The organism is Streptomyces rubiginosohelvolus (assembly GCF_014649875.1).
In the GTDB taxonomy this organism is placed as follows: Bacteria; Actinomycetota; Actinomycetes; order Streptomycetales; family Streptomycetaceae; genus Streptomyces; species Streptomyces rubiginosohelvolus.
Map to the genome: position 1 here is coordinate 450,173 of NZ_BMTW01000003.1, position 22,240 is coordinate 472,412.

A 22,240-nucleotide genomic window follows, 5' to 3' on the forward strand; every position below is an offset into this window, starting at 1 on the left:
TGCCGGACCCCGGCGCGGCGCGCATCCGTGGCCGACAGGACATCGCAGGGCCGGGCACCGTACCCCGGGCCGTCACCCGTGCTCGCTTCCGTGATGGCTCACCCCATCCGAGGAGCCGTCATGTCCGTTGCCCCCAGGCGCCGTTCGATCCTCCTGGCCACCGCCGCCGTCACCGCCGCGGCCACCGCCCCGGCCGTCGCCGCCCCCGCCGGGGACCGGCACCCCCACCACCCGTCGGGCCCTCTGGTCATCGGGCATCGCGGGGCGGCGGGCTGGCGGCCCGAGCACACCGCCGAGGCGTACACCTATGCCGTACGGGCCGGGGCCGACTGGATCGAGCCGGACCTCGTGCCGACGAAGGACCATGTCCTGGTCGTGCGGCACGAGAACGAGATCGGCGGGACGACGGACGTCGCGGGCCGCGCGGAGTTCGCGGACCGCCGCACCACGAAGACGGTCGACGGCAAGGCGGTGACCGGCTGGTTCACCGAGGACTTCACCTTGCGCGAGCTGAAGACGCTGCGCACGGTGGAGCGGCTGCCGCTGGTCCGGAACCGCAACACGGTCTTCGACGGGCGGGGCCGGGTGCTGACGTTCCAGGAGGTCGTGGACCTGGCGCGGCGGCTGTCGCGGGAGTCGGGCCGGCGGATCGCGGTGTTCCCGGAGACGAAGCACCCGACGTACTTCCGCTCGATCGGGCTGCCGCTGGAGGAGGAGCTGATCCGGGTGATCCGGCGCAACCGGCTGACCGCCCGGGACTGTGTCGTCCAGTCCTTCGAGCCCGGCAGCCTGCGCCGGGTGGCCGCCGCCCGCCTCGGCCTCCCGCTGTGGCAGGCGCTGGGCACGAGCGGCGGCCCGTACGGGCACGGGATCACCTACCGGGACATGATGACCCCGGCCGGGCTCCGCGAGATCGCCTCGTACGCGCAGTGGATCGGCCCGGACAAGTCCTCGCTGGTCCCGCCGAACACCCTGCTGGCGGACGCCCACGCGGCGGGCCTGAAGGTGGGCGCGTACACCTTCCGGGCGGAGAACCAGTACCTCCCGGCCGCATACCGCCGGGGCACCGACCCGAACGCCTTCGGCGACGCGTTCGCCGAGTACGCCTTCCACTACGGGCAGGGCGTGGACGCGGTGGTGACGGACTTCCCGGACATCGCGGTACAGGCCAGGGAGGACCTGCGGGGGTAGGGGGCGGCCGACGACGGCGCTCGGGCGAAGCGTCCGGGCCGACCGCCCTCCGTGGCAGGTGTCAGCGGGTGGTGCGCCGGCTCGCCGTCGTCTTCTTCACCGCCTTCTTGGCGGTCTTCTTCGCCGCGGTCTTCTTCGCCGGGGCGGGCAGCGCCGTCTTCTTGGCGGGGGTGCGCTTGGCAGCGGCCCGCTTCGGGGACGCGGCTTCGGCCGCCGCCTCCTCGGTGTCGGCTCCGGCGTTCGACAGGGTGCCGGAGCTGGACTCCAGGTGGGCCCGGACGAACCACTGGAACTGCTCCAGGCCGCGCAGGTGCTCGATGAGCAGGTCCTCCGTGACGGGGTCGATCTCGCCGGCCTTCTCGACCGCCTCGCGGTGGTCCTCGATGATCCCGGTGTAGACGAGGTCCAGGGCGCCGAGGTGGGCGATGGCGTCGGCGCGGCCGACGCTGTAGTCGTCCCAGGTGCGCTCCCTGACCAGGGCGCCCGGCGTGCCGTTCGGCTCGCCGCCGAGGGCGGAGATGCGCTCGGCGGCGGCGTCCGCCATGTCCCTTACGGCGGCGGTCTGCGGGTCGAGCATCTCGTGGACGGCGATGAAGTGCGGTCCGACGACGTTCCAGTGGATGTGCTTGAGGGTGAGCGCGAGGTCGTTGAGCGCGTGCAGGCGCAGCGTCAGGAGGTCGATGACCTGACGGCCCTCGTCGACGCCGAGGCCGGGCACGGTGTAGCGGGGGGTACGTGCGGGGGACATGGGGCTCCTGTTCCTGTGTACGTCGATCGATCGGGATGGCTTTTTCGGTGCGCGGGCCGGGCGGGGCCGGGGCCTAACCGGCGTCCCCGGTGCCGCCTTCGGTCGGGGTCGCGCCGGGCCGGTCCCCGCCGGGCCGAACGGGTCCGGCGGCAGCGCGGATGCTGTCCCGCGCGGCTTCGGCGACCGCGCCGGGCGTGATGCCGAACTCCTCGTACAGGCGCTGGTAGGCGGCGGACGCGCCGAAGTGCTCCAGGCTGACCATGCGGCCCGCGTCGCCCACCACGTCCCGCCAGCCCTGGGCGACGGCCGCCTCGACGCTCACCCGGGCCCGGACCCCGGGCGGCAGCACCGCGTCCTGGTAGGCGTACGGCTGGTCGGCGAACCACTCGCGGCAGGGCATCGAGACCACCCGCGCGTCGACCCCGTCGGCGGCCAGCAACTCCCTTGCCTCCAGGGCGATGTGGACCTCGGAGCCGGTGCCGACGAGGATGACGTCAGGGGTGTCGCCCCGGCTGTCGGCGAGGACGTAACCGCCGCGGGCGGCCCCCTCGGCGGAGGCGTACGCGCCGTCGCCGTCGCCCCGCTCCAGGACCGGCAGCGGCTGCCGGGTCAGGGCGAGTCCGGCGGGCCGGTCGTGGTGCTCCAGGACCGTGCGCCAGCAGACGGAGGTCTCGTTGGCGTCGGCGGGCCGTACGACGTCGAGGCCGGGGATCGCGCGGAGTGCGGCCAGTTGCTCGACGGGCTGGTGGGTGGGGCCGTCCTCGCCGAGGCCGATGGAGTCGTGGGTCCAGACGTAGGTGACCGGCAGCTTCATCAGGGCGGCGAGGCGGACGGCCGGGCGCATGTAGTCGCTGAAGATCAGGAACGTACCGCCGTAGGGCCGGGTGAGGCTCTGGAGCGCGATGCCGTTGAGGGTCGCGCCCATGGCGTGCTCGCGGATGCCGAAGTGGAGCGTGCGGCCGTACGGGTTGCCGGGGAACTCACCGGTCTGCTTGGACTCCGGCACGAAGGACGGCTCGCCCTCCATGGTGGTGTTGTTGCTCCCCGCGAGGTCGGCCGAGCCGCCCCACAGCTCGGGCAGCACGGGGGCCAGCGCGGTGAGCACATCGCCGGAGGCCTTGCGGGTGGCGATGCCCTTGGGGTCGGCGTCGAAGACGGGCAGGCTGTCGGTCCAGCCCTCCGGGAGCCGCTGCTCCCGCAGCCGGTCGAGGAGGGCGGCGCGCTCGGGGTGGGCGGCGCGCCACACCTGGTAGCGGGGCTCCCAGGCGCGGTGGGCCGAGGCCCCGCGCTCGACGACCGCGCGGGCGTGCTCCAGTACGTCGTCCTCGACGGTGAAGTCGGCGTCCGGGTCGAAGCCGAGCAACTTCTTGGTGGCGGCGACCTCGTCGTCGCCGAGCGCGGAACCGTGGGCCTTGCCGGTGTTCTGCTTGGTGGGCGCGGGCCAGCCGATGATCGTGCGCAGCAGGATCAGGGAGGGCCGGCCGCTCTCGCTCTTCGCGGCCTCGACGGCGGCGAGCAGGGCGTCGACGTCCTCGACGTAGTCACCGGTGCGGGTGAAGTCGACCGTCTGGACGTGCCAGCCGTACGCGGCGTAGCGGGCGGGGACGTCCTCGCTGAAGGAGATGTCGGTGTCGTCCTCGATGGAGATGTGGTTGGAGTCGTAGAAGACGATCAGATTGCCGAGCTCCTGGTGTCCGGCGAGCGAACTGGCCTCGGACGTCACGCCTTCCATCAGGTCGCCGTCGGAGGCGACGACGTACACATGGTGGTCGAAGGGGCTGGTGCCGGCGGGCGCGTCGGGGTCGAGGAGCCCGCGCTCCCGGCGGCCCGCCATGGCCATGCCGACGGCGGAGGCGAGCCCCTGCCCGAGCGGTCCGGTGGTGATCTCGACGCCCCGGGTGTGGCGGTACTCGGGGTGGCCGGGGGTGATCGACCCCCAGGTGCGCAGCGCCTTCAGGTCGTCCAGCTCCATCCCGTACCCGCTCAGGTAGAGCTGGATGTAGAGGGTGAGGCTGGAGTGGCCGCAGGAGAGCACGAAGCGGTCGCGGCCGATCCACTGGTCGTCGGCCGGGTCGTGCCGCATCACCTGCTGGAAGAGCAGGTACGCCAGCGGGGCCAGGCTCATCGCGGTGCCCGGGTGGCCGTGGCCCGCCTTCTGCACGGCGTCGGCGGCCAGCGCCCGGACGGTGTCGACGGCACGGACGTCGAGCGGCCCCCAGCCCGCCGCCTGAGCCAGCGGCGGGGCCAGTCGTGGATCGCGGCCGCGGTCCGGGCCGTCCGTCGCTTCGGGGGCGTTGGGGGGTGCCATCGAGTCCTCCTGGTCAGCGGGGTGGGCGGGCTGCGGGCGGCGCGCACGCGGTCCCCCGAACCCGAGCCGCCCGGCTGCGTGGCCGGGTCCCCCGGGAAGCGGTGTCCAAACCTGGGCGCCCGCAGGGATGGGGGCAGGCGAGAAGACGGAACGCCTTTATAGCAATAAAAGTGAGGATAATAGGACACCCGGCGAGAGTGAGAGGCTCACCATGTCGAAGAAACCGCCCCGGCCCGGCGAGGGGCCGAGCAGATTCAAGGGCGAGGGGCAGCACGGCTGGTCCCCCGATGTCGACGAGGAGTCCCAGCAGCCCAACCCCAGCGCGCACCGCTCCTTCCACCCGGACACCTACGCCCCCGAGCCGGACAGGCCCCGCAAGAAGCCGACCGAGGAGGAGAAGCGCGCCTCCCTGGAAGGCACCCCGCCGGAGAGCGCCACCAGCCGCGGCAAGGACTCCGACATGCGCGACACCGGACGACGGGGCAGGTCCGGCCGCCCCAGCGGCGAGAAGGACGCGTCCGCCCACACGGGCGTCGACCCGCAGGAGCGCAAGGGCAGCGACCCCACGCACTGAGCCACCCACCCCACGACGCGGGCCCGGCCATCTCCCCCGGCCGGGCCCGCTCCGTATGCCCGGCCCCCGCACACCCCACCACCTCGGCCCACCCCGCCGCGTCGCTGGTCCTAGGCCGAAGGGCTGATCACTTGGCGGAGCGTCCTGCTGTTAGCCTGCTCCTAGATTGCTCCTGCATATAGGTTGCAATAACAACTGGACGGCATTCCCAGCAGTCGGAGGGTTCGAACCATGGCCACGTACACGCTCCCGGAACTCCCGTACGACTACGCGGCGCTCGAACCGGTCATCAACCCGCAGATCATCGAGCTGCACCACGACAAGCACCACGCCGCGTACGTCAAGGGTGCGAACGACACCCTGGAGCAGCTGGAAGAGGCCCGCGACAAGGAGGCCTGGGGAGCGATCAACGGCCTCCAGAAGAACCTCGCGTTCCACCTCTCCGGCCACATCCTGCACTCGATCTACTGGCACAACATGACCGGCGACGGCGGCGGCGAGCCCCTCGCGGCGGACGGCGTGGGCGACCTCGCCGACGCGATCACCGAGTCGTTCGGCTCCTACGCGGGCTTCAAGTCCCAGCTGACGAAGGCCGCGGCCACCACCCAGGGTTCGGGCTGGGGCGTGCTCGCGTACGAGCCCGTCAGCGGCAAGCTGATCGTCGAGCAGGTCTACGACCACCAGGGCAACGTCGGCCAGGGCTCGGTCCCGATCCTGGTCTTCGACGCCTGGGAGCACGCCTTCTACCTGCAGTACAAGAACCAGAAGGTGGACTTCATCGAGGCGATGTGGCAGGTCGTCAACTGGCAGGACGTGGCGAAGCGTTACGCGGCGGCCAAGGAGCGCGTGAACGTGCTGCTGCTCGCCCCCTGAGTGACGCCGGCCCGCCGGAATCGTCCTGCCTCGTGATCGTCTTCTCAACCTTCACTTCGGCAGGCGGATGAAAGAAGAGCCCCCGCGAGGACGTGACTCGCGGGGGCTCTTCCATGGCCCCTACTTAGCTGTTTAGCTCATGTGCTAAACATGCACACATGGAATCACCCGCCGTTCCGTCCGACGACGAGGCGAGCGCCTTCCGCGCGCTCGCCGATCCCACCCGCCGCCAGATCCTGGAGGACCTGCGGGGCGGCGAACTGGCCGCCGGGGAGATCGCGAGCCGGTTCTCGATCAGCGCCCCGTCCATCTCGCGCCACCTGGGCGTACTGAAGGGGGCGGGGCTCGTCACCGAGCGCCGGGACGCCAACCGCATCCTCTATTCGCTCGCCGAGGAGCGGCTCGCCCTGTGCGTGGGCCGCTTCCTCAGCACGGTCTGCCCCGAGCAGATCGTCCTCCGCAACACCAAGTGGCGCTCCGCGCCGGAAGGCGACGCCTCATGATCAGACCCCGGCTGTCCAGCGTCATCGAACGCCGCCTCCTGGTGAACTACCGGGTGGACCCGTACGTCGCGGCGGCCCTGCTGCCCGCGCCGCTCCGCCCCCACCTGGTGCGCGGCCAGGCGGTGGCCGGGATCTGCCTGCTCCGGATCGGCGGCGTCCGCCCCGCCTGGGCCCCGGCCGCGACCGGGCTGACCAGCGAGAACGCCGCGCACCGCATCTCCGTCGAGTGGGAAGGACCGGACGGCGTCGAACGGGGCGTCTACATCCCGCGCCGCGACACCGCCTCCCGCCTCAACGCCTTCGCGGGCGGCCGGATCTACCCGGGCGAGCACGGCCGCGCGGACTTCACGGTGCGGGAGGACCCCGACGCCGTACGGGTGGCCTTCGCGACCCGGGACGGCGAGGTGGAGGTGGACGCCACGGTGGAGCCGGCCGGGGAACTGGACGGCAGCGGCCTGTTCACGGACCTGGCGGAGGCGTCGGAGTTCTTCCGCCGGGGCAGCCGGGGCCTCTCCCCCAACGCGGACGGCACGCACCTGGACGTCCTCGAACTCTCCACGGACGCCTGGAAGGTGACGGCGGGCCGCCCGCGCCACGTACGCTCCTCGTTCTTCGAGGACCTGGACCGCTTCCCGCCGGGCAGCGCGGTGCTGGACAGCGCGCTGGTGATGCGGGGCGTGGCGGCGGACTGGTCGCAGGGGGAGCCGTTCCGGGTGGGGGAGCCTTTCTCGCTGGGGTGCGGGGCGGGAGTCGGGGCGGCGGAGGGGTTGGCGGGCTGAAGCCGGCGTGGGGCGGTTACGGGAGGCGACCGGGCGGAAATTCTCGGCGGGACAGCAGGCCCGGATGCCACGATGACGTCATGAGTTCTGCCCCCGCGCCCGTACCGGCGGACCCCACCGTCCTGCACCCGATGCCCGGCCAGCCGCGCGTGGTGCAGCTGAAGCCTCTGGTCACCTCGGAGCTGATCGAGGTCGGTGACCACTCGTACTACGACGACCCCGAACACGCCACGGAGTTCGAGACCCGGAACGTGCTGTACCACTACGGCCCGGAGCGCCTGGTGATCGGCAAGTTCTGCGCGCTGGCCACAGGGGTGCGGTTCATCATGAACGGCTCCAACCACCGCATGGACGGCCCGTCCACGTTCCCCTTCCCCACGCTCGGCGGCTCCTGGGCCGACCACTTCGACCTGCTGACGGGCCTCCCCAACCGGGGTGACACGGTGATCGGCAACGACGTCTGGATCGGCTACGAGGCGGTGATCATGCCGGGCGTCCGGATCGGCCACGGCGCGATCATCAGCGCCCGGTCCGTGGTGGTCTCGGACGTGCCGGACTACGGCATCGTCGGCGGCAACCCGGCCCGCCTGATCCGCACCCGGTACGAGGAGGCGGACATCGCGCGCCTGCTGGCGGTGGCCTGGTGGGACTGGCCTGCGGAGCACCTCACGCACCACATCCGTACGGTGATGTCGGGCACGGTGGCGGAGCTGGAGGCGGCGGCGCCGGGGGGTGTGTAGGGCGGGCCTGCGGGGCGGTCACGCCTACGAGAACCGGGCGACGTACTCGTCGAAGGGCTCGATGCCGACTGTCGCCCGGAGCTCATCCACGCGCTCGGGCTCCTCACAGGGCCACGGAACCGGTGCCCCGTCCTTCACACCGGCGATCTGCGTGCCGTAGACCTGTTGACGGCCCTCATTGACCAGCGTGCGGTCGCGCAGAAAGGCCAGTTCGCGTGGGCCGGCCGCGCCCGCCGACACCGCCTGCTGCATCAGCTGAAGGGCGCGGCGCTGAATGTCGAGCTGCCGGTCGGCGTGCTGAGCGACCAGCCATGCCGCACGTGCGGCCTCGTCGCCGACCAGTTCCGCCGTCGGCCAGCCGTACTCCGCCATGATCTCGCCGAGCCGGTCACCGTGCCGGGCGGCCAGCCGCCGCCAGGCCAACTGCTCGGCGGGGTCATCGCTGTTCGCGTGGACTGCGGTCCGGTGATCGGCCGCGGCCATGTCGGTGAGTTCCACCGCCAGTGCGGCAATGTCGTGCGCCACTCTCAACTCCTGGATCAGGTAGGCAGTTTGCGTTTCGCCTGTAACCCTAGAGGCGCAAAAAGGACGTAAAGATCATTCCGGAGAACGGTGACAGACGCCCCGCCGCGCGGAGATAATGGATCTACCGCTGGGGCCGGAGCCGTTGCGTCGCGACTGGGAAGTGGTGCCGGCGACGCGGAGTTTCCCATCAGGCGAAGCAGCTCTCCGCGTCGCCCATTTCCGGCTTCTGTGGGCCGGCGTCGGCACCCACCGCGTCTGCCGGTCCTCCGCCTTTCCCCTGTGCCCTGCGCTCCTCCGCGACCTGATCGCCGAGCGCATCCACAGGGAAGTCCGGCGGATCGCTACCGGTGACGACAACCCCACTGATACCGAAGATCCCTGATGCTTCCTCACCGAGGCCGCCTACGCTGAATCGTTCCCGGGTCCGACCAGGGATTCGGCATCGCGAGGGGAGCAGCGATCATGGGGGAACTGGAGGGCAGGACCGCACTGGTGACCGGCGGGTCGCGGGGTATCGGGCGGGCGGTCGCCCTGCGGCTCGCGGGCGAGGGGGCGTTGGTCGCGGTCCATTACGGCGGCAACGAAGCGGGCGCCGCCGAGACCGTGGCGCGGATCGTCGAAGCCGGTGGGCGGGCGTTCGCGGTGCGGGCCCTGTTCGGTGAGAACGGGGCGGTGGACCGGCTGTTCGAGGGGTTCGGCGCCGGGCTGAAGGACCACGGTGCGGACGGCCTGGACATCCTCGTCAACAACGCGGGCACGCACTCGGTCTGTCCGATCGAGCAGCTCACCGAGGAGGAGTTCGCGCGGGTGCTCGCGATCAATGTGAGCACGCCGGTCTTCGTCGTCCAGCGGGCGCTGCCGCTGCTGCGGGACGGCGGACGGATCATCAACATGGGCTCGGCCGCCACCCGCATCGCGAACCCCGTGCAGATCGGCTACACCGTCAGCAAGGCGGCACTGGCGGCTCTCGGGCCGTCGCTCGCCAACGAACTGGGCCGGCGGGGCATCACCGTGAACACCATCGAACCCGGCGTAGTGCTGACCGACATGATCGGCGACTACGCCACGGTCCCCGAGGCGGTGGCCGCCCTTGAGTCGATCACCGCGCTCGGCCGGATGGGCCTGCCGGAGGACGTCGCCGACGTGGTGGGCTTCCTGGCTGGGCCGCAGGGCCGCTGGGTGACCGGGCAGACCATCGACGTCTCCGGAGGTACCTACCTCGGGCCGCTCATGCCCGGGTGATCGCGTCACTGGCCGCCATGGCCGCGCACGCCTCCTTGTCCGTCACGCCCGACTCCGTCGTCAGCCCGATCAGCGCGTCCAGCCGGTCTCGGGCGGCCAGGAGGGCGGCGGCGGCCTCGTCGATGCGGGTGCGTTCGCGGTGCAGGTCGGGGAGCATGCTGGAGCAGGCCGGCTCCAGGATGCGGCCCTCGTCGACCATGCAGGGCAGCAGTTCGGCGATGACGGCCGTGTTGAGTCCGGCGGCCAGCAGCATGCGGATGCCCCGTACCGTGACGACGTCCGGCTCCTCGTACTCGCGGTAGCCGCTCGGGCGGCGGGTGGGCCGTAGCAGGCCCTGCTCCTCGTAGTAGCGCAGCGACCGCTGGCTGACGCCCGTCCGGCGGGAGAACTCCCCCATGCGCATATGACGACCACCACATTCGGTTGACTCTCACACCGGTGTGAGACACCAGCCTATGCCGCATGACACAGCAGCCTTCAACACCTGCGCAGAACAGCCCCGTTACCGTCGTCGGCCTCGGTCCCATGGGGCTCGCCCTTGCCGCGGCACTCATGGAGAAGGGACATCCCACCACCGTCTGGAACCGCACTCCCGAGAAGGCCCGCGATCTCGTCGCCCGGGGCGCCCTGCTCGCGCCGTCCGTCGCCGACGCCGTGGCCGCCAGTCCTCTTACTCTCGTCTGTCTCAAGGACTACGCGGCGCTCTACGAGGCCCTCGGGCCGGTCGGCGGCCCGTCGGCGGGCCGGGCCCTGGTCAACCTCAACTCCGGGACGCCGAAAGAAGCGCACGCGGCCGCCTCCTGGGCGGCCGAGCGGGGAGTCGCCTATCTGGACGGCGCGATCATGGTGCCGCCGCCGCTCGTCGGGGACCCCGGGTCCGTCTTCCTCTACAGCGGTCCGCGCGAGGTGTTCGACGCCCACCGGGACACGCTGGCGAGCCTGGGCGATTCCCAGCACCTCGGGTCCGACCCCGGTCTCGCCGTGCTCCACAACGCGGCGCTGCTCGGTCTGATGTACGCGACGATGAACGGGTTCCTGCACGCCACCGCGCTGGTCGGGTCGGCGGGCGTACCCGCGGCGGAGTTCGCCGACCTCGCGGTGAACCGGTTCCTGCCCACCGTGGTGGACGCGACTCTCGTCGAGCAGGCGCCGAACCTCGACGCGGGCCACTATCCGGGCGACCTCGGCACCATGGAGATGAACCTGAACGCCCTGGAGCACATCGCCCGCACCTGTGAGGAGCAGGGCGTGCATGCCGGGCAGCCCCGGCTGATGCGCGACATCGCGGCGCGGGCCATCGCGGACGGCCACGGCGGGTCGAACTACCTCGCAGTGGTCGAGGTGTTCAGGAAGGCCGCCGCGCGGTAGCGACAGCGGCAGCCGTCGCAGCGCCTGGCGGGGCTCCCCCGTCCCGCCAGGTCTCGCTCATGACGACCCCGGCAGCCGGCTCCAGAAGTGGTCGACGATGTTCTCGATGTAGCGGCGGCCGTCCTCGCCGGATGCCGTGGTGCCGCCCGCCCGGCTCAGGGTGGCCGTCATCAGCGCCTGGTAGTCCTGTTGCATGGCCTGCAAGGGGGCCTTCAGGTCGCGGCGGTCCATGGAGACCAGCTTGGCGATGGCGCGGATGTGGGCCTGCCAGCGGGTGGAGACCGCCTCCGTGAGCAGGCGGGCCAGCTCCTCCTCCAGCCTCGTGATCGCGATGAAGTCGCGGGGAGGCAGGCGGAGGACCTCGCCGAGCTTGGCCGACTGTCGTTTGTCGCCGGTCCAGTGACCGGCCTCCTCCATGGACAGGTACGCGTCGAGGGTCAGGCCCGTGGCGCGTGCGACGTCCTCGGCCGAGACGCCTCGCGCGATGCGGTGTTCCAGCAAGGTGCCGGGGTGGCCCATCAGTTCACTGGGCTGGCACCACAGCGCGCCCGCGAGGGCGGTCAGTTCGCCCGCGTCGGGCACGTGGGTGCCGCGCTCCCAGGCGATCACGTGCTCGGGGGTGATGTGCGTTGTACCGAAGGACGCGCGCATGCCGTAGGCGACATGACCGGGGGCCATCCCGAGCTTCTCGCGCAAGGCGCGCGCTGCCCGCGCGTTGAAGGGGAGTGGTGGGTGCACACACGGAGAGTAGGGGAGTTGTCACCGTCACTTCCATGCCCTCTGTCGGCTGCCTGCCGGTTTGGCGGCAAAGGTCGCCGTCGATTCCGTAGGAACGCACAGGAGCGAAAGGGCATCAACTGCACGCTCTACGCGGGTAGTTGCGATCGCCTGAGTGCCGCGTATGATCCGCTCGCAAGGTGCCGTATGTGCGTTCGCACAGTGCCTGTCACTCGCTGCGTGGAGTGTCGGCGCCCCCGTCCCCTCATTCATCCGCTTGCCCAGGAGACTCCGTCATGCACGCCAGCCCGACCAGCCCACCGCCGCCCGACGGAAAGCCCGCAGGATCGGAGGGCGCCGTCGACCGGTTCTTCCGGATCAGCGAACGCGGCTCGTCCTACATACGGGAGATACGCGGTGGATTCGCCACGTTCTTCACGATGGCATACATCCTCGTGCTCAACCCGATCATCCTCGGCGGGGCCGAGGACAAGTTCGGTGAGACGCTGGACAGCGTGCAGTTGGTCACCGCCACCGCTCTGGTCGCCGCGGTGATGACGCTGATCATGGGTGTGGGCGGCAACCTGCCGCTGGCCCTGGCGGCGGGTCTGGGCATCAACGCCGTCGTGGCCTTCCAGATCGCGCCCCTGATGAGCTGGGAAGACGCGATGGGGCTCATCGTGCTTGAGGGCTTGCTGATCTGCGTTCTGGTGATGACCGGGTTGCGCGAGGCGATCATGCACGCCATCCCGCAGCCCCTGAAGCAGGCGATCAGTGTCGGCATCGGTCTGTTCATCGCCTTCATCGGCTTCGTGGACGCCGGGTTCGTCACCCGGATCCCCGATGCCGCGAACTCCACCGTGCCCGTCCAGCTCGGCACCGGCACGCTCACCGGCTGGCCGATGCTCGTCTTCTGCCTCGGCGTGCTCCTGACGATCGTGCTGGTCGCCCGGAAGGTGAAGGGCGCCATCCTCATCAGCATCGTCCTGATGACCGTCGTCGCCATCGTCATCAACGAGATCGCCGACATCAAGGCCTGGGGCCTGACGTCGCCCTCGATCCCCGGCAACCCCGTCGCCGCACCCGACTTCGGGCTGCTGGGGCAGTTCGACCTGTTCGGGTCGTTCGGTCAGGTCAGCGTGCTGACGGTCGTCCTGCTCATCTTCACCCTGATCCTGTCCGACTTCTTCGACACGATGGGCACCGTCGTGGGTGTCACGGCCGAGGCCGGTCTCCTCGACGAGCGGGGCCAGGTGCCCGGTCTCGGCCGCGTCCTGCTCATCGACGGTGCTGCCGCCGTCGCCGGTGGCGCCGCGTCCTCGTCGTCGGCCACCACCTACATCGAGTCCGCTGCGGGTGTCGGTGAGGGAGCCCGCACCGGCTTCGCGAACCTGGTCACCGGCGGGCTGTTCGCGCTCGCCCTCTTCCTCACGCCCGTGCTGACCATCGTGCCGATGCAGGCGGCGGCACCCGCCCTCGTCGTGGTCGGGTTCCTGATGATGACCCAGGTCAAGCACATCGACTGGGACCGCTACGACGTCGCCATCCCGGCATTCCTCACGATCGTCGTCATGCCGTTCACCTACTCCATCACCAACGGCATCGGCGCCGGCTTCGTCGCCTACGTGGTCATCAAGGCGTGCCTGGGCAAGGCGCGCGAGGTCCACTGGCTGCTGTGGGGCACAGCGGCGCTCTTCCTCGTGTACTTCCTCATCGACCCGCTGGAGCAGGTGCTGGGAATCAAGTAGGGGAAGCCGGGGCGGATCAGCGGGTCCCGGGGTCGGTCGACCCCGGGACCCGAGGCCTTCGGGAGCCGGTCAGTGGCTGCCCGCGTCCGCCAGGCAGAACTCGTTGCCCTCCGGGTCCTTCAGGACCGTCCAGGTCATCCCCTGCATCGACTGCTCGCCGACGACGGTCGCGCCCAGCTTCTCCAGGCGCTCCACGTCGGCCGAACGGTCGGGCGAGGCGAAGTCGATGTGCACCCGGTTCTTGCCGGGCTTGGGCTCGGGCACCCGCTGGAAGCCGAGGACCAGCGGGGTGGCCGCGAGGACGACGAACGCCTCGTAGTCCTGGGTGTCCTCGACGCCCAGCGCCTCGGCCCACCAGGCGGCCAGCGTCTGGGGGTCGGCGCAGTCGATCGTGATCATCTCCGGTGAGATTCGCATGCCCCTCACCGTACGGCGCACCACTGACACCGCCCCTCGCCTCGCCTCGCCCACGGGTTCACCGCCCGCGTCAGTCGAAGACCGGCCCCTGCGTCCGGGTCCGCTTGATCTCGTAGAAGCCGGGGATGGACGCGACCAGCAGCGTGCCGTCCCAGAGCTTCGCCGCCTCCTCGCCCTTGGGGGCCGGGGTGACGACCGGGCCGAAGAAGGCGACCTGCTCGCCGTCCGCGCCGGGGACCGCGATGACCGGAGTGCCGACCTCCTGGCCGACCTTGTCGATGCCCTCCTGGTGGGAGGCGCGCAGCTCGGTGTCGTACGTGTCCTTGTCGGCGTACTCCGCGAGGTCCTCGGGCAGGCCGACGTCCTTCAGGGCTGCGGCCACGGCCTCGCGCGTGGGGCCTTCGCCGTTGTTGTGGAAGCGGGTGCCCAGCGCGGTGTAGAGGGGGCCGACGACGTCGTCACCGTGGAGCTGCTGGGCGGCGATGACGACCCGGACCGGGCCCCAAGCCTGGTTCTCCAGCATGTCCCGGTACTCCTCGGGCAGCTCGTCCAGCTTGTCCTCGTTGAGGACGGCGAGGCTCATCACGTGCCAGCGGACCTCGACGTCGCGGACCTTCTCCACCTCCAGCATCCAGCGCGAGGTCATCCACGCCCAGGGGCAGAGCGGGTCGAACCAGAAGTCGACCGGGGTCTTGCCGTTCGCCGGGGTGTTCTCGGACATGTCTCTCCTCTGAAGGGGCGTGTTCCACAGCAGGGTGTGACGCACGGAGGGCACGTTCACCTTCGAACGAGAACGCCTCCCGGGGACGACCCATTCCCTGCCTGCCGACGCGCGAGGACGCATGCAAGGATCAATGGGTTCGAACACGACACAAGACGCGCGTCACGAAGGAGTGCCCGTGCCCGGTGAAAACCTGTCCCGCGACGAGGCCCAGAAGAGGGCCGAGCTGCTGACCGTCGACGGATACGAGGTCGCCCTCGACCTGCGGTCCGCCGTCGGGGAGCCCGAGGGGGCCGGCGGGGACGGCGGTCCGCTGACGTTCCGGTCGCTCACCACGATCCGGTTCCGCTCGGCCCGGGCCGGCGCCTCGACCTTCGCCGACCTGGTCGCGCCGGGTGTGGACGCCGTGACGCTGAACGGGAAGGCCCTGGACCCGGCGGTCGTGTTCGACGGGGCCCGGGTGGCCCTGGACGGGCTCCTGGAGGGCGAGAACGTCCTCGTGGTCGACGCCCGCTGCGCGTACAGCCGGACCGGCGAGGGCATGCACCGCTTCGTCGACCCGGAGGACGGCGAGGTCTACCTCTACACGCAGTACGAGCCGGCCGACGCCCGCCGCGTCTTCGCCAACTTCGAACAGCCCGACCTGAAGGCCCCCTACCGCTTCCAGGTCACCGCCCCCGAGGGCTGGCGGGTCTGGTCCAACGGGGCCGAGGAGTCGCGGGAGGGCGGGGTGTGGCGGTTCGCCGAGACCAAGCCCATCTCCACCTACATCACCGCCGTCGTCGCCGGCCCGTACCACTACGTGAGCGACCACTACAGCTGTACGTTCGCCGACGGCACCACGCTGGACATCCCGCTCGGCGCGATGTGCCGCAAGGGGCTCGCCAAGCACTTCGACGCGGACGACGTCTTCCTGATCACCAAGCAGGGCCTGGACTTCTTCCACGACCACTTCGACTACCCGTACCCCTTCGGCAAGTACGACCAGGCGTTCGTGCCCGAGTACAACCTCGGGGCCATGGAGAACCCGGGCATGGTCACCTTCCGCGAGGAGTACATCTACCGCGGCAAGGTCACGTCGGCGGCCTACGAGCGGCGGGCCAACGTCATCCTGCACGAGATGGCGCACATGTGGTTCGGCGACCTGGTCACCATGGAGTGGTGGGACGACCTGTGGCTGAAGGAGTCCTTCGCGGACTTCATGGGCTCCTTCTCGATGGTCGAGGCGACCCGCTTCACCAACGGCTGGATCACCTTCGCCAACAACCGCAAGGCCTGGGCCTACCGCGCCGACCAGCTGCCCTCCACGCACCCCATCACGGCCGACATCCGTGACCTGGAGGACGCCAAGCTGAACTTCGACGGGATCACGTACGCCAAGGGCGCCTCCGTGCTCAAGCAGCTCGTGGCGTACGTGGGGCGGGACGCGTTCCTGGAGGGCGCGCGGCGCTACTTCAAGAGCCACGCGTACGGCAACACCCGCCTCGGGGACCTGTTGTCCGTGCTCGCCGAGACCTCCGGGCGGGACATGACCGCCTGGTCGCGCTCCTGGCTCCAGACGGCGGGCGTCAACGTGCTCACCCCGGTGCCCGCGTACGACGCGGCGGGCGTCCTCACCGAGCTGGCCGTCGTCCAGGAGGCCGCCGCCTCGCACCCCGAGCTGCGCCCGCACCGCGTCGCGGTCGGCCTGTACCGGCGTACGCCCGAGGGCGAGCTGACGCGGTACGCGCGCGCCGAGGTGGACGTGGCCGGCGAGCGGACCGTGGTGGAGGCGCTGGCCGGTTCCGAGCGGCCCGATCTGATCCTGGTCAACGACGACGACCTCACGTACTGCAAGGTCCGCTTCGACGAGGGCTCGCTGGCCACGCTCCGCGAGCACCTGGGCGAGATCACCGACCCGCTGGCCCGTGCCCTGTGCTGGTCGGCGCTGTGGGGCCTGACCCGGGACGCCGTTCTCCCGGCCCGTGACTTCGTCGCGCTGGTGCTGGCGCACGCCGGGCGCGAGAGCGACATCGGCGTGCTCCAGATGCTGCACGCCTGGGCGCAGTCCGCGCTGGTCAACTACGCGGCTCCCGACTGGCGCGAGGAGGGCGGCCGGGCGCTGGCCGAGGGTGCGCTGCGCGAGCTGCGGGCCGCCGAGCCGGGCAGCCAGCACCAGCTGGCCTGGGCCCGCTTCTTCGCCGCGGTCGCCTCGTCCGAGGACGACTTCCGGCTGCTGGGCGGGCTGCTGGACGGCACGGCCCGCATCGACGGTCTCGACGTCGAGCAGGAGCTGCGCTGGGCCTTCCTCTCCCCGCTGGCCTCGCACGGGGCGGCGAACGAGGCGGCGATCGACGCCGAACTGGCCCGCGACGACACGGCGTCCGGCAAGCGTCACCACGTACGGTGCCTGGCCTCGCGGCCGTCGGAGGCGGTGAAGGCGCAGGCGTGGGCGGCGGTCGTGGAGTCGGACAAGCTGTCCAACGCGCTGGTCGAGGCGACCATCGCGGGCTTCGAGCAGTCCTCGCAGCGGGAGCTGCTCGCCCCGTACGCCAAGCGCTACTTCGAGGTGATCGAGCGGATCTGGGCGGAGCGGTCCATCCAGATCGGCATGCATGTGGTGCGGGGGATGTTCCCCGGTCTGCAGGACAGCCCCGCGACCCTCGCGGCGACCGACGCCTGGCTCGCCGAGCACGAGGACGCGGCCCCGGCGCTGCGGCGGCTGGTGCTGGAGTCCCGCGACGATCTCGCGCGGGCGCTGCGCGGGCAGGAGTGCGACCGGGCGGCCTGAGTTACGGGCGCGTGCGGGAGTGAGAGAGGGGCGCTCGGGTACGGCGTGCGCGCGGCGTGAAAGTGGCGCTCGTACATCTGCCCGGGACGCCCCTCCCCCAATTCCCGGCGCGACGGCCCATTTCGGTTGTCGAACGTCCGTACTTTAGGACGGCGTTGTCCGGGAATGTCGACGGGCGTGTAACAGGGGTTAGGGCCCCCTCCGCGGGCGGGAAACCCCGGGACATGACCCAGAACACCCCGCTCTCCGCCCGTCTCCCGCGTCTCCCCCTTCACTCCGATGATGTGACGCAGCGTGTCCTGTCCGCCGCCCAGTTGAGGACGCGGGGCGTGTCCGCCGCGCAGACATCGGCCCAGTGCCTGCCGGGCGGTCCCTGGCAGCACCTGCTGCCGGGGGTCTACCTGCTGCACCCGGGCCCGCCCACCGGCCAGGAGCGGCTGCACGGGGCGCTGCTGTACGCGGGTCGCCCGCCGGTCTCCGCGCGGCGCGGTGCGGCGGGCCCGTCGGACGCGGGGTACGGGGAGGCGATGGTCACCGGGGTCGCCGCGCTCGCGCTGCACGGCTTCGCCTCGGTCGGGGAACTGGGCGCGCTGCACCGGATCGACGTGCTGGTCCCCCGCACCCGGCGGCTGCGGTCCACCCGGTTCGTGGAGGTGCTGCGGACCGCCTCGATGCCGGTCCCGGTGCGGGTGGGCGAGGTGCCCGTCGCCCCGGTGGAGCGGGCGCTCGCGGACGCGGTGGCAGCCATCTCCGACTCGGCGGACGTCCGGCGGCTGCTGACCGAGGCGGTACGGGACGGGCACTGCGAACCGGCTGCCGTGGTACGTGAGTTGAGCGAGGTGAAGTTGCTGGGGCGGCCCGCCGTGGTGGGTGCGGTGGACGCTCTGCTGGCCGAGGGGCGGGCGGTGGCGGAGGCGCGGCTGTACGCGATGGTGCGCGAGTACGGGCTGCCGGAGCCGGTGTGGAACGTGGAGCTGCGGCTGCCGGGCGGGCCGGGCCTCGGCGGGGTCGACGCCTACTGGCCCGATCACGCGGTGGCGGTGGAGCTGGACTCCCGGGCGCCCCGGCACGCCGTGCACGGCGTGTCCGGCCGGAGGGGCGGCCGGGCCCAGGAGGACCCGCAGTGGGCCGCGTGCGCCGCGAAGCGGGAGCATCTGGAGCGGCTCGGGGTCACGGTCGTCCACCTCACGCCGAGGAAGCTGCGCGAGGCGCTGGACCAGCAGGCGACGGTGGTGCGGACGGCGCTGATGGCGGCGGCGGACCGGGAGCCGGCCGCGTATGTGATGGTGCTGCCGCGGTGAGTGGGCCTTGAGCCGGTCCGGATCACCGGCACCGCTGGTCCGGACCACGGTCGGGCTGGTCCGGACCACCCGCCCGGCCACACGGGTCATCAGGCGCCACCGGCGTACCGTTTGGCCTCATTCCTCCCTCGTGGCATATCGCGCCCCGTGGCGGATCTATGCCATGTCCCTGACTCGTCTCCGTCAACTCTCCACAAACCCCTGTCATTTACGACAGGCTGAGCGGTCATCCGGTACCGAATTCCGGACTCTCTCTTTCAATTACAGGGATGCTGATGACCAAGGAATCCCCCAGCTCCATACCCGGGGCGAGACGCGCGGCTCGTATCGCGGCCGCTGCCGGTCTGGCGGCCGCACTGGCCGCCTCCGGCGCCGCACCGGCGCTCGCAGTCGACGACCCGGCACCGGCACCCGTCAAACCGGCCGCCACCAGCGACCGGGGCGACAAGCTCGGCAAGGCCGACGCCGATGTGCTGGCGAAGGCCGAGGCCAAGGGCGAGAAGAACATCACCATGATGGTCGCCACCACCCCCGGGTCGACCGAGCAGGTCAGCAAGCAGCTCGACGCCGTCGAGGGCTCCGTGCTCGGCCAGACCTACGACAAGCTCGGCTACGTCCGGGCGACGGTCCCGACGCGGAGCGCCGAGTCCACCATCAAGGCGGCCTCCAAGCTCTCCTCCGTCCTCGGCATCGATCTCAAGCAGGAGATCAAGCTGGACGACCCGACGCCCAAGGGCGACCGGGCCGCCGGAGCCAAGCAGACCAAGGCCACGGGCAGTTACGCGGCGCCGAACAAGAAGACCCCGGCGAAGAACCCGTACAACCCGTCGTTCGAGACGGGCGCGGTCGACTTCGTCGCGAAGAACCCGAAGGCCGACGGCCGCGGGATCACCATCGGCGTCCTGGACTCCGGCGTCGACCTCGGTCACCCGGCGCTCAAGAAGACCACCACCGGCGAGCGCAAGATCGTCGACTGGGTGACCGCCACCGACCCGGTGAGCGACGGCGACGGCACCTGGCTGCGGATGACCGAGTCCGTCAGCGGCCCGACGTTCACGTCCGGCGGCAAGACCTACGCGGCCCCCGCGGGCAGCTACAAGTTCGCCACGTTCGCCGAGTCGGCCACCACCGGCGGCGACATGGCGGGCGACCTCAACCGCGACGGTGACACCACCGACGTCTGGGGCGTGCTGTACGACCCGGTCACCGGCACCACGCGGGTCGACCTGAACAGCAACGCGGACTTCGCCGACGACACGGTTCTCAAGCCGTACAAGGAGAAGTTCCAGGTCTCCTACTTCGGTGAGGACGACCCGCGGACCCCCGTCGTCGAGCGCATCCCGTTCGTCGTCGAGACCCGCAAGGGCGTCACCTACAACGCGGCCGGCGCCAAGGCCGACTTCGTCAACATCGGTGTCATCGAGGGCTCGCACGGCACGCACGTCGCGGGTATCACCGCGGCCAACGGGCTGTTCGGCGGCGAGATGAACGGTGCCGCCCCCGGCGCCAAGATCGTCTCCTCGCGCGCCTGCACCTGGTCGGGCGGCTGCACCAACATCGCGCTGACCGAGGGCATGATCGACCTCGTCGTCAACCGCGGTGTCGACATCGTCAACATGTCGATCGGCGGCCTGCCGCCGCTGAACGACGGCAACAACGCGCGCGCCGAGCTGTACAAGCGGCTCGTCGACATCTACGGCGTGCAGCTGGTCATCTCGGCCGGCAACAGCGGCCCGGGGCTCAACACCATCGGTGACCCGTCGCTCGCCGACCACGTGATCTCGGTCGGCGCGTCGATCTCCAAGGAGACGTGGGCGGCCAACTACGGCTCCAACGTCACCAAGAAGTACGACATGCTGCCCTTCTCCTCGCGCGGTCCGCGTGAGGACGGCGGCTTCACGCCGATCATCTCGGCGCCGGGTGCGTCCATCAACACCACCCAGACCTGGGCGCCGGGCGGTCCGGTCAAGGAGGCGGGTTACGACCTGCCGGCCGGCTACTCCATGCTCCAGGGCACCTCGATGGCCTCCCCGCAGGCCGCGGGCGCTGCCGCGCTGCTGCTGTCGAAGGCGAAGCAGACCGGCATCGAGCTTCCCCCGGCCGACCTGCGCGTGGCGCTGACCAGCACCGCGGGCCACATCGCGGACGTGCCCGCGCACGTCCAGGGCTCCGGTCTGATCGATATCGTCAAGGCCTGGAAGCAGATCTCCAAGCAGGGCAAGCCCGCGCACGAGTTCTCGGTGAAGGCCCCGGTCGACACCGCGATCGACTTCGCGCTCAAGGACCCGGGCTTCGGCACCGGCCTCTACGACCGCGAGGGCGGCCTGAAGGTCGGCGAGTCCAAGGTCTACGACGTCGTCGTCACCCGCACCACGGGCCCGGACCGCGACGTCCAGCACAAGCTGACCTGGAAGAACAACGACGGCACCTTCGAGCTCAGCAGCCCCGAGTACGTCTCGCTGCCGCTCGACACGCCGGTCAAGCTGAAGGTCAGGGCCAAGGCCAAGACCGCCGGGGTGCGCAGCGCCATCCTCCAGGTCGACGACAAGAAGACCTCCGGCGTCGACCACCAGATCATGACCACGGTCGTCATCGCCCACGAGCTGCAGCAGCCCGGCTACGCCTACAAGGCGTCCGGATCGGTGCAGCGCAACGGCACGACGTCGTACTTCGTCAACGTGCCGGAGGGCGCGAAGACCCTTGAGGTCGCCCTCAGCGCGCTGCGCTCGGGCAGCCAGACCCGGTTCATCGCCCTGCACCCGTACGGGACGCCGGTCGACCCGACCTCCACGGTCAACTGCTACCCGAACTACGAGAACCCGGCCAACACCTGCCGCCCGGACGCGCGCTCCTACAAGGACCCGCAGCCCGGCGTCTGGGAGATCGAGGTCGAGTCGCGCCGTACGTCGCCGCTGCTGGACAACCCGTACAAGCTGGATGTCTCGCTGCTCGGCGTGACCTTCGACCCGGCGGTGCGCACCATCGCCGAGGCGAAGATCGGTGCCCCGGCCGCGGTGGACTGGAAGGTCACCAACACCGCCGCCGCCCTCCAGGGCAAGCTCCAGGGCGGTTCGCTGGGCTCGGCCAAGGTGGACAAGCCGTCGATCTCCACGGGTCAGACCCGTGAGACCACGGTGACCATCGGTGCGGGCGTCGAGAAGCTCGACTTCGCCATCGGCGGTACGTCGGACGCCAACGCCGACCTCGACCTGTACGTCTTCCGGGGCGCCACGCAGGTCGGCAGCGGCACCACCGCCGGTTCCGAGGAGGCGGTCAGCCTGCTGAAGCCCGCCGCGGGCACGTACACGGTCGTCGTCGACGGTTACTCGGTCCCGGCCGGGTCGACCACGTACGACTACCGCGACGTGTACTACGCGGCGTCGCTCGGCACGATCAAGGTCGACTCCTCCAAGGCGGTGAACCTGGCCAACGGCGCGTCCGCCCAGGTCGGCGCCGAGGTCGTGGTCGCCGGGGCGGCTCCCGAGGGCCGTCAGTTCTTCGGTGAGGTCCAGCTGGTCAACGCGCGCGGCACCGCCGCGGGCACCGGCAGCGTCGTGATCGAGAAGGTCACGCCGTAACGGATCCCTGCGATACGACGGCGGGGCGGGCGCTCTCACGAGCACCCGCCCCGCTGTGCGTGTTCCTCGTCACAGGCCGCGCACGGCGCCGCAGATGTTTCCCCACGCGGGCACGGACGTTGCAGATTCTGCGGCCC

At 70.9% G+C, this 22,240-nt stretch carries 19 protein-coding genes; 12 read left to right on the forward strand and 7 right to left on the reverse strand.

All coding sequences use genetic code 11. From position 1 onward, the window contains the following. Window positions 1-120 precede the first annotated feature (120 nt). A complete protein-coding gene (locus IE134_RS11860; protein ID WP_189430397.1) occupies window positions 121-1,191 on the forward strand; it encodes a glycerophosphodiester phosphodiesterase family protein in 1,071 nt (356 codons plus the stop codon). A gap of 61 nt (window positions 1,192-1,252) precedes the next feature. Here the strand turns inward: IE134_RS11860 and IE134_RS11865 are convergent, their stop codons facing one another. Then, window positions 1,253-1,939, reverse strand: a complete 687-nt coding sequence (locus IE134_RS11865) for a Dps family protein (protein ID WP_030721185.1) — start codon at window positions 1,937-1,939, stop codon at window positions 1,253-1,255. Window positions 1,940-2,012: 73 nt separating this feature from the next. After that, a complete protein-coding gene (gene tkt / locus IE134_RS11870) occupies window positions 2,013-4,247 on the reverse strand; it encodes a transketolase (protein ID WP_189430398.1) in 2,235 nt (744 codons plus the stop codon). Between the two features lie 211 nt (window positions 4,248-4,458). On the opposite strand from tkt, the gene IE134_RS11875 reads away from it, so the two are divergent. The 5 genes from IE134_RS11875 (at window position 4,459) to IE134_RS11895 (ending at window position 7,716) form a co-directional block, all read left to right on the forward strand. Then, the gene (locus IE134_RS11875) at window positions 4,459-4,821 is read left to right on the forward strand and encodes a hypothetical protein (RefSeq protein WP_189430399.1); all 363 of its coding nucleotides are present in this window, start codon (window positions 4,459-4,461) and stop codon (window positions 4,819-4,821) included. Between the two features lie 231 nt (window positions 4,822-5,052). Continuing rightward, window positions 5,053-5,694, forward strand: a complete 642-nt coding sequence (locus IE134_RS11880; RefSeq protein ID WP_003969159.1) for a superoxide dismutase — start codon at window positions 5,053-5,055, stop codon at window positions 5,692-5,694. 158 nt (window positions 5,695-5,852) lie between these two features. Then, window positions 5,853-6,197, forward strand: a complete 345-nt coding sequence (locus IE134_RS11885; RefSeq protein WP_010062985.1) for a metalloregulator ArsR/SmtB family transcription factor — start codon at window positions 5,853-5,855, stop codon at window positions 6,195-6,197. Then, entirely contained in the window at window positions 6,194-6,976 is a 783-nt protein-coding gene (locus IE134_RS11890) for a DUF2071 domain-containing protein (protein ID WP_189430400.1), read from the forward strand. Before IE134_RS11885 ends, IE134_RS11890 begins: the two co-directional genes overlap by 4 nt. 80 nt (window positions 6,977-7,056) lie before the next feature. Then, window positions 7,057-7,716 carry a CatB-related O-acetyltransferase gene (locus IE134_RS11895; protein ID WP_030721198.1) on the forward strand — a complete coding sequence of 220 codons (660 nt, stop codon included), beginning with the start codon at window positions 7,057-7,059 and terminating at the stop codon, window positions 7,714-7,716. Between the two features lie 24 nt (window positions 7,717-7,740). Here IE134_RS11895 and IE134_RS11900 read toward each other — a convergent pair whose 3' ends face one another. Next, window positions 7,741-8,241 carry a DUF6624 domain-containing protein gene (locus IE134_RS11900; protein WP_189430401.1) on the reverse strand — a complete coding sequence of 167 codons (501 nt, stop codon included), beginning with the start codon at window positions 8,239-8,241 and terminating at the stop codon, window positions 7,741-7,743. A gap of 462 nt (window positions 8,242-8,703) precedes the next feature. Between IE134_RS11900 and IE134_RS11905 the strand changes: the two genes are divergently transcribed. Further along, window positions 8,704-9,483 carry an SDR family NAD(P)-dependent oxidoreductase gene (locus IE134_RS11905; RefSeq protein WP_189430402.1) on the forward strand — a complete coding sequence of 260 codons (780 nt, stop codon included), beginning with the start codon at window positions 8,704-8,706 and terminating at the stop codon, window positions 9,481-9,483. Here the strand turns inward: IE134_RS11905 and IE134_RS11910 are convergent. Next, entirely contained in the window at window positions 9,470-9,886 is a 417-nt protein-coding gene (locus tag IE134_RS11910; protein ID WP_098894456.1) for a MerR family transcriptional regulator, read from the reverse strand. The genes IE134_RS11905 and IE134_RS11910 overlap by 14 nt on opposite strands. Window positions 9,887-9,945: 59 nt before the next feature. Here IE134_RS11910 and IE134_RS11915 point away from each other — a divergent pair, with 59 nt between their 5' ends. Next, window positions 9,946-10,851: an NAD(P)-dependent oxidoreductase gene (locus tag IE134_RS11915; protein WP_098016778.1), complete on the forward strand. Its 906-nt coding sequence runs from the start codon at window positions 9,946-9,948 to the stop codon at window positions 10,849-10,851. 57 nt (window positions 10,852-10,908) lie between these two features. Here the strand turns inward: IE134_RS11915 and IE134_RS11920 are convergent, their stop codons facing one another. Continuing rightward, window positions 10,909-11,529, reverse strand: a complete 621-nt coding sequence (locus IE134_RS11920) for a helix-turn-helix domain-containing protein (protein WP_078614529.1) — start codon at window positions 11,527-11,529, stop codon at window positions 10,909-10,911. A 335-nt stretch (window positions 11,530-11,864) separates the two neighbouring features. Here IE134_RS11920 and IE134_RS11925 point away from each other — a divergent pair, with 335 nt between their 5' ends. Next, on the forward strand, window positions 11,865-13,316 hold the full coding sequence (locus IE134_RS11925) for an NCS2 family permease (RefSeq protein WP_030721213.1): 1,452 nt from the start codon (window positions 11,865-11,867) through the stop codon (window positions 13,314-13,316). Between the two features lie 69 nt (window positions 13,317-13,385). Here the strand turns inward: IE134_RS11925 and IE134_RS11930 are convergent, their stop codons facing one another. Both IE134_RS11930 and IE134_RS11935 read right to left on the reverse strand, forming a co-directional pair. Continuing rightward, a complete protein-coding gene (locus IE134_RS11930) occupies window positions 13,386-13,733 on the reverse strand; it encodes a VOC family protein (RefSeq protein ID WP_030721216.1) in 348 nt (115 codons plus the stop codon). 70 nt (window positions 13,734-13,803) lie between these two features. Then, entirely contained in the window at window positions 13,804-14,454 is a 651-nt protein-coding gene (locus tag IE134_RS11935; protein ID WP_010062997.1) for a mycothiol-dependent nitroreductase Rv2466c family protein, read from the reverse strand. A gap of 178 nt (window positions 14,455-14,632) precedes the next feature. Here IE134_RS11935 and pepN point away from each other — a divergent pair, with 178 nt between their 5' ends. From pepN to IE134_RS11950, 3 genes are all read left to right on the forward strand, one after another. Continuing rightward, the gene (gene pepN / locus IE134_RS11940; RefSeq protein WP_189430405.1) at window positions 14,633-17,224 is read left to right on the forward strand and encodes an aminopeptidase N; all 2,592 of its coding nucleotides are present in this window, start codon (window positions 14,633-14,635) and stop codon (window positions 17,222-17,224) included. Window positions 17,225-17,448: 224 nt separating this feature from the next. Continuing rightward, window positions 17,449-18,525 (forward strand): hypothetical protein, encoded by a 1,077-nt coding sequence (locus IE134_RS11945; RefSeq protein WP_189430407.1) that lies wholly within the window; start codon window positions 17,449-17,451, stop codon window positions 18,523-18,525. Between the two features lie 269 nt (window positions 18,526-18,794). Beyond that, window positions 18,795-22,103 (forward strand): S8 family serine peptidase, encoded by a 3,309-nt coding sequence (locus tag IE134_RS11950; RefSeq protein ID WP_189430408.1) that lies wholly within the window; start codon window positions 18,795-18,797, stop codon window positions 22,101-22,103. Window positions 22,104-22,240 lie beyond the last annotated feature (137 nt).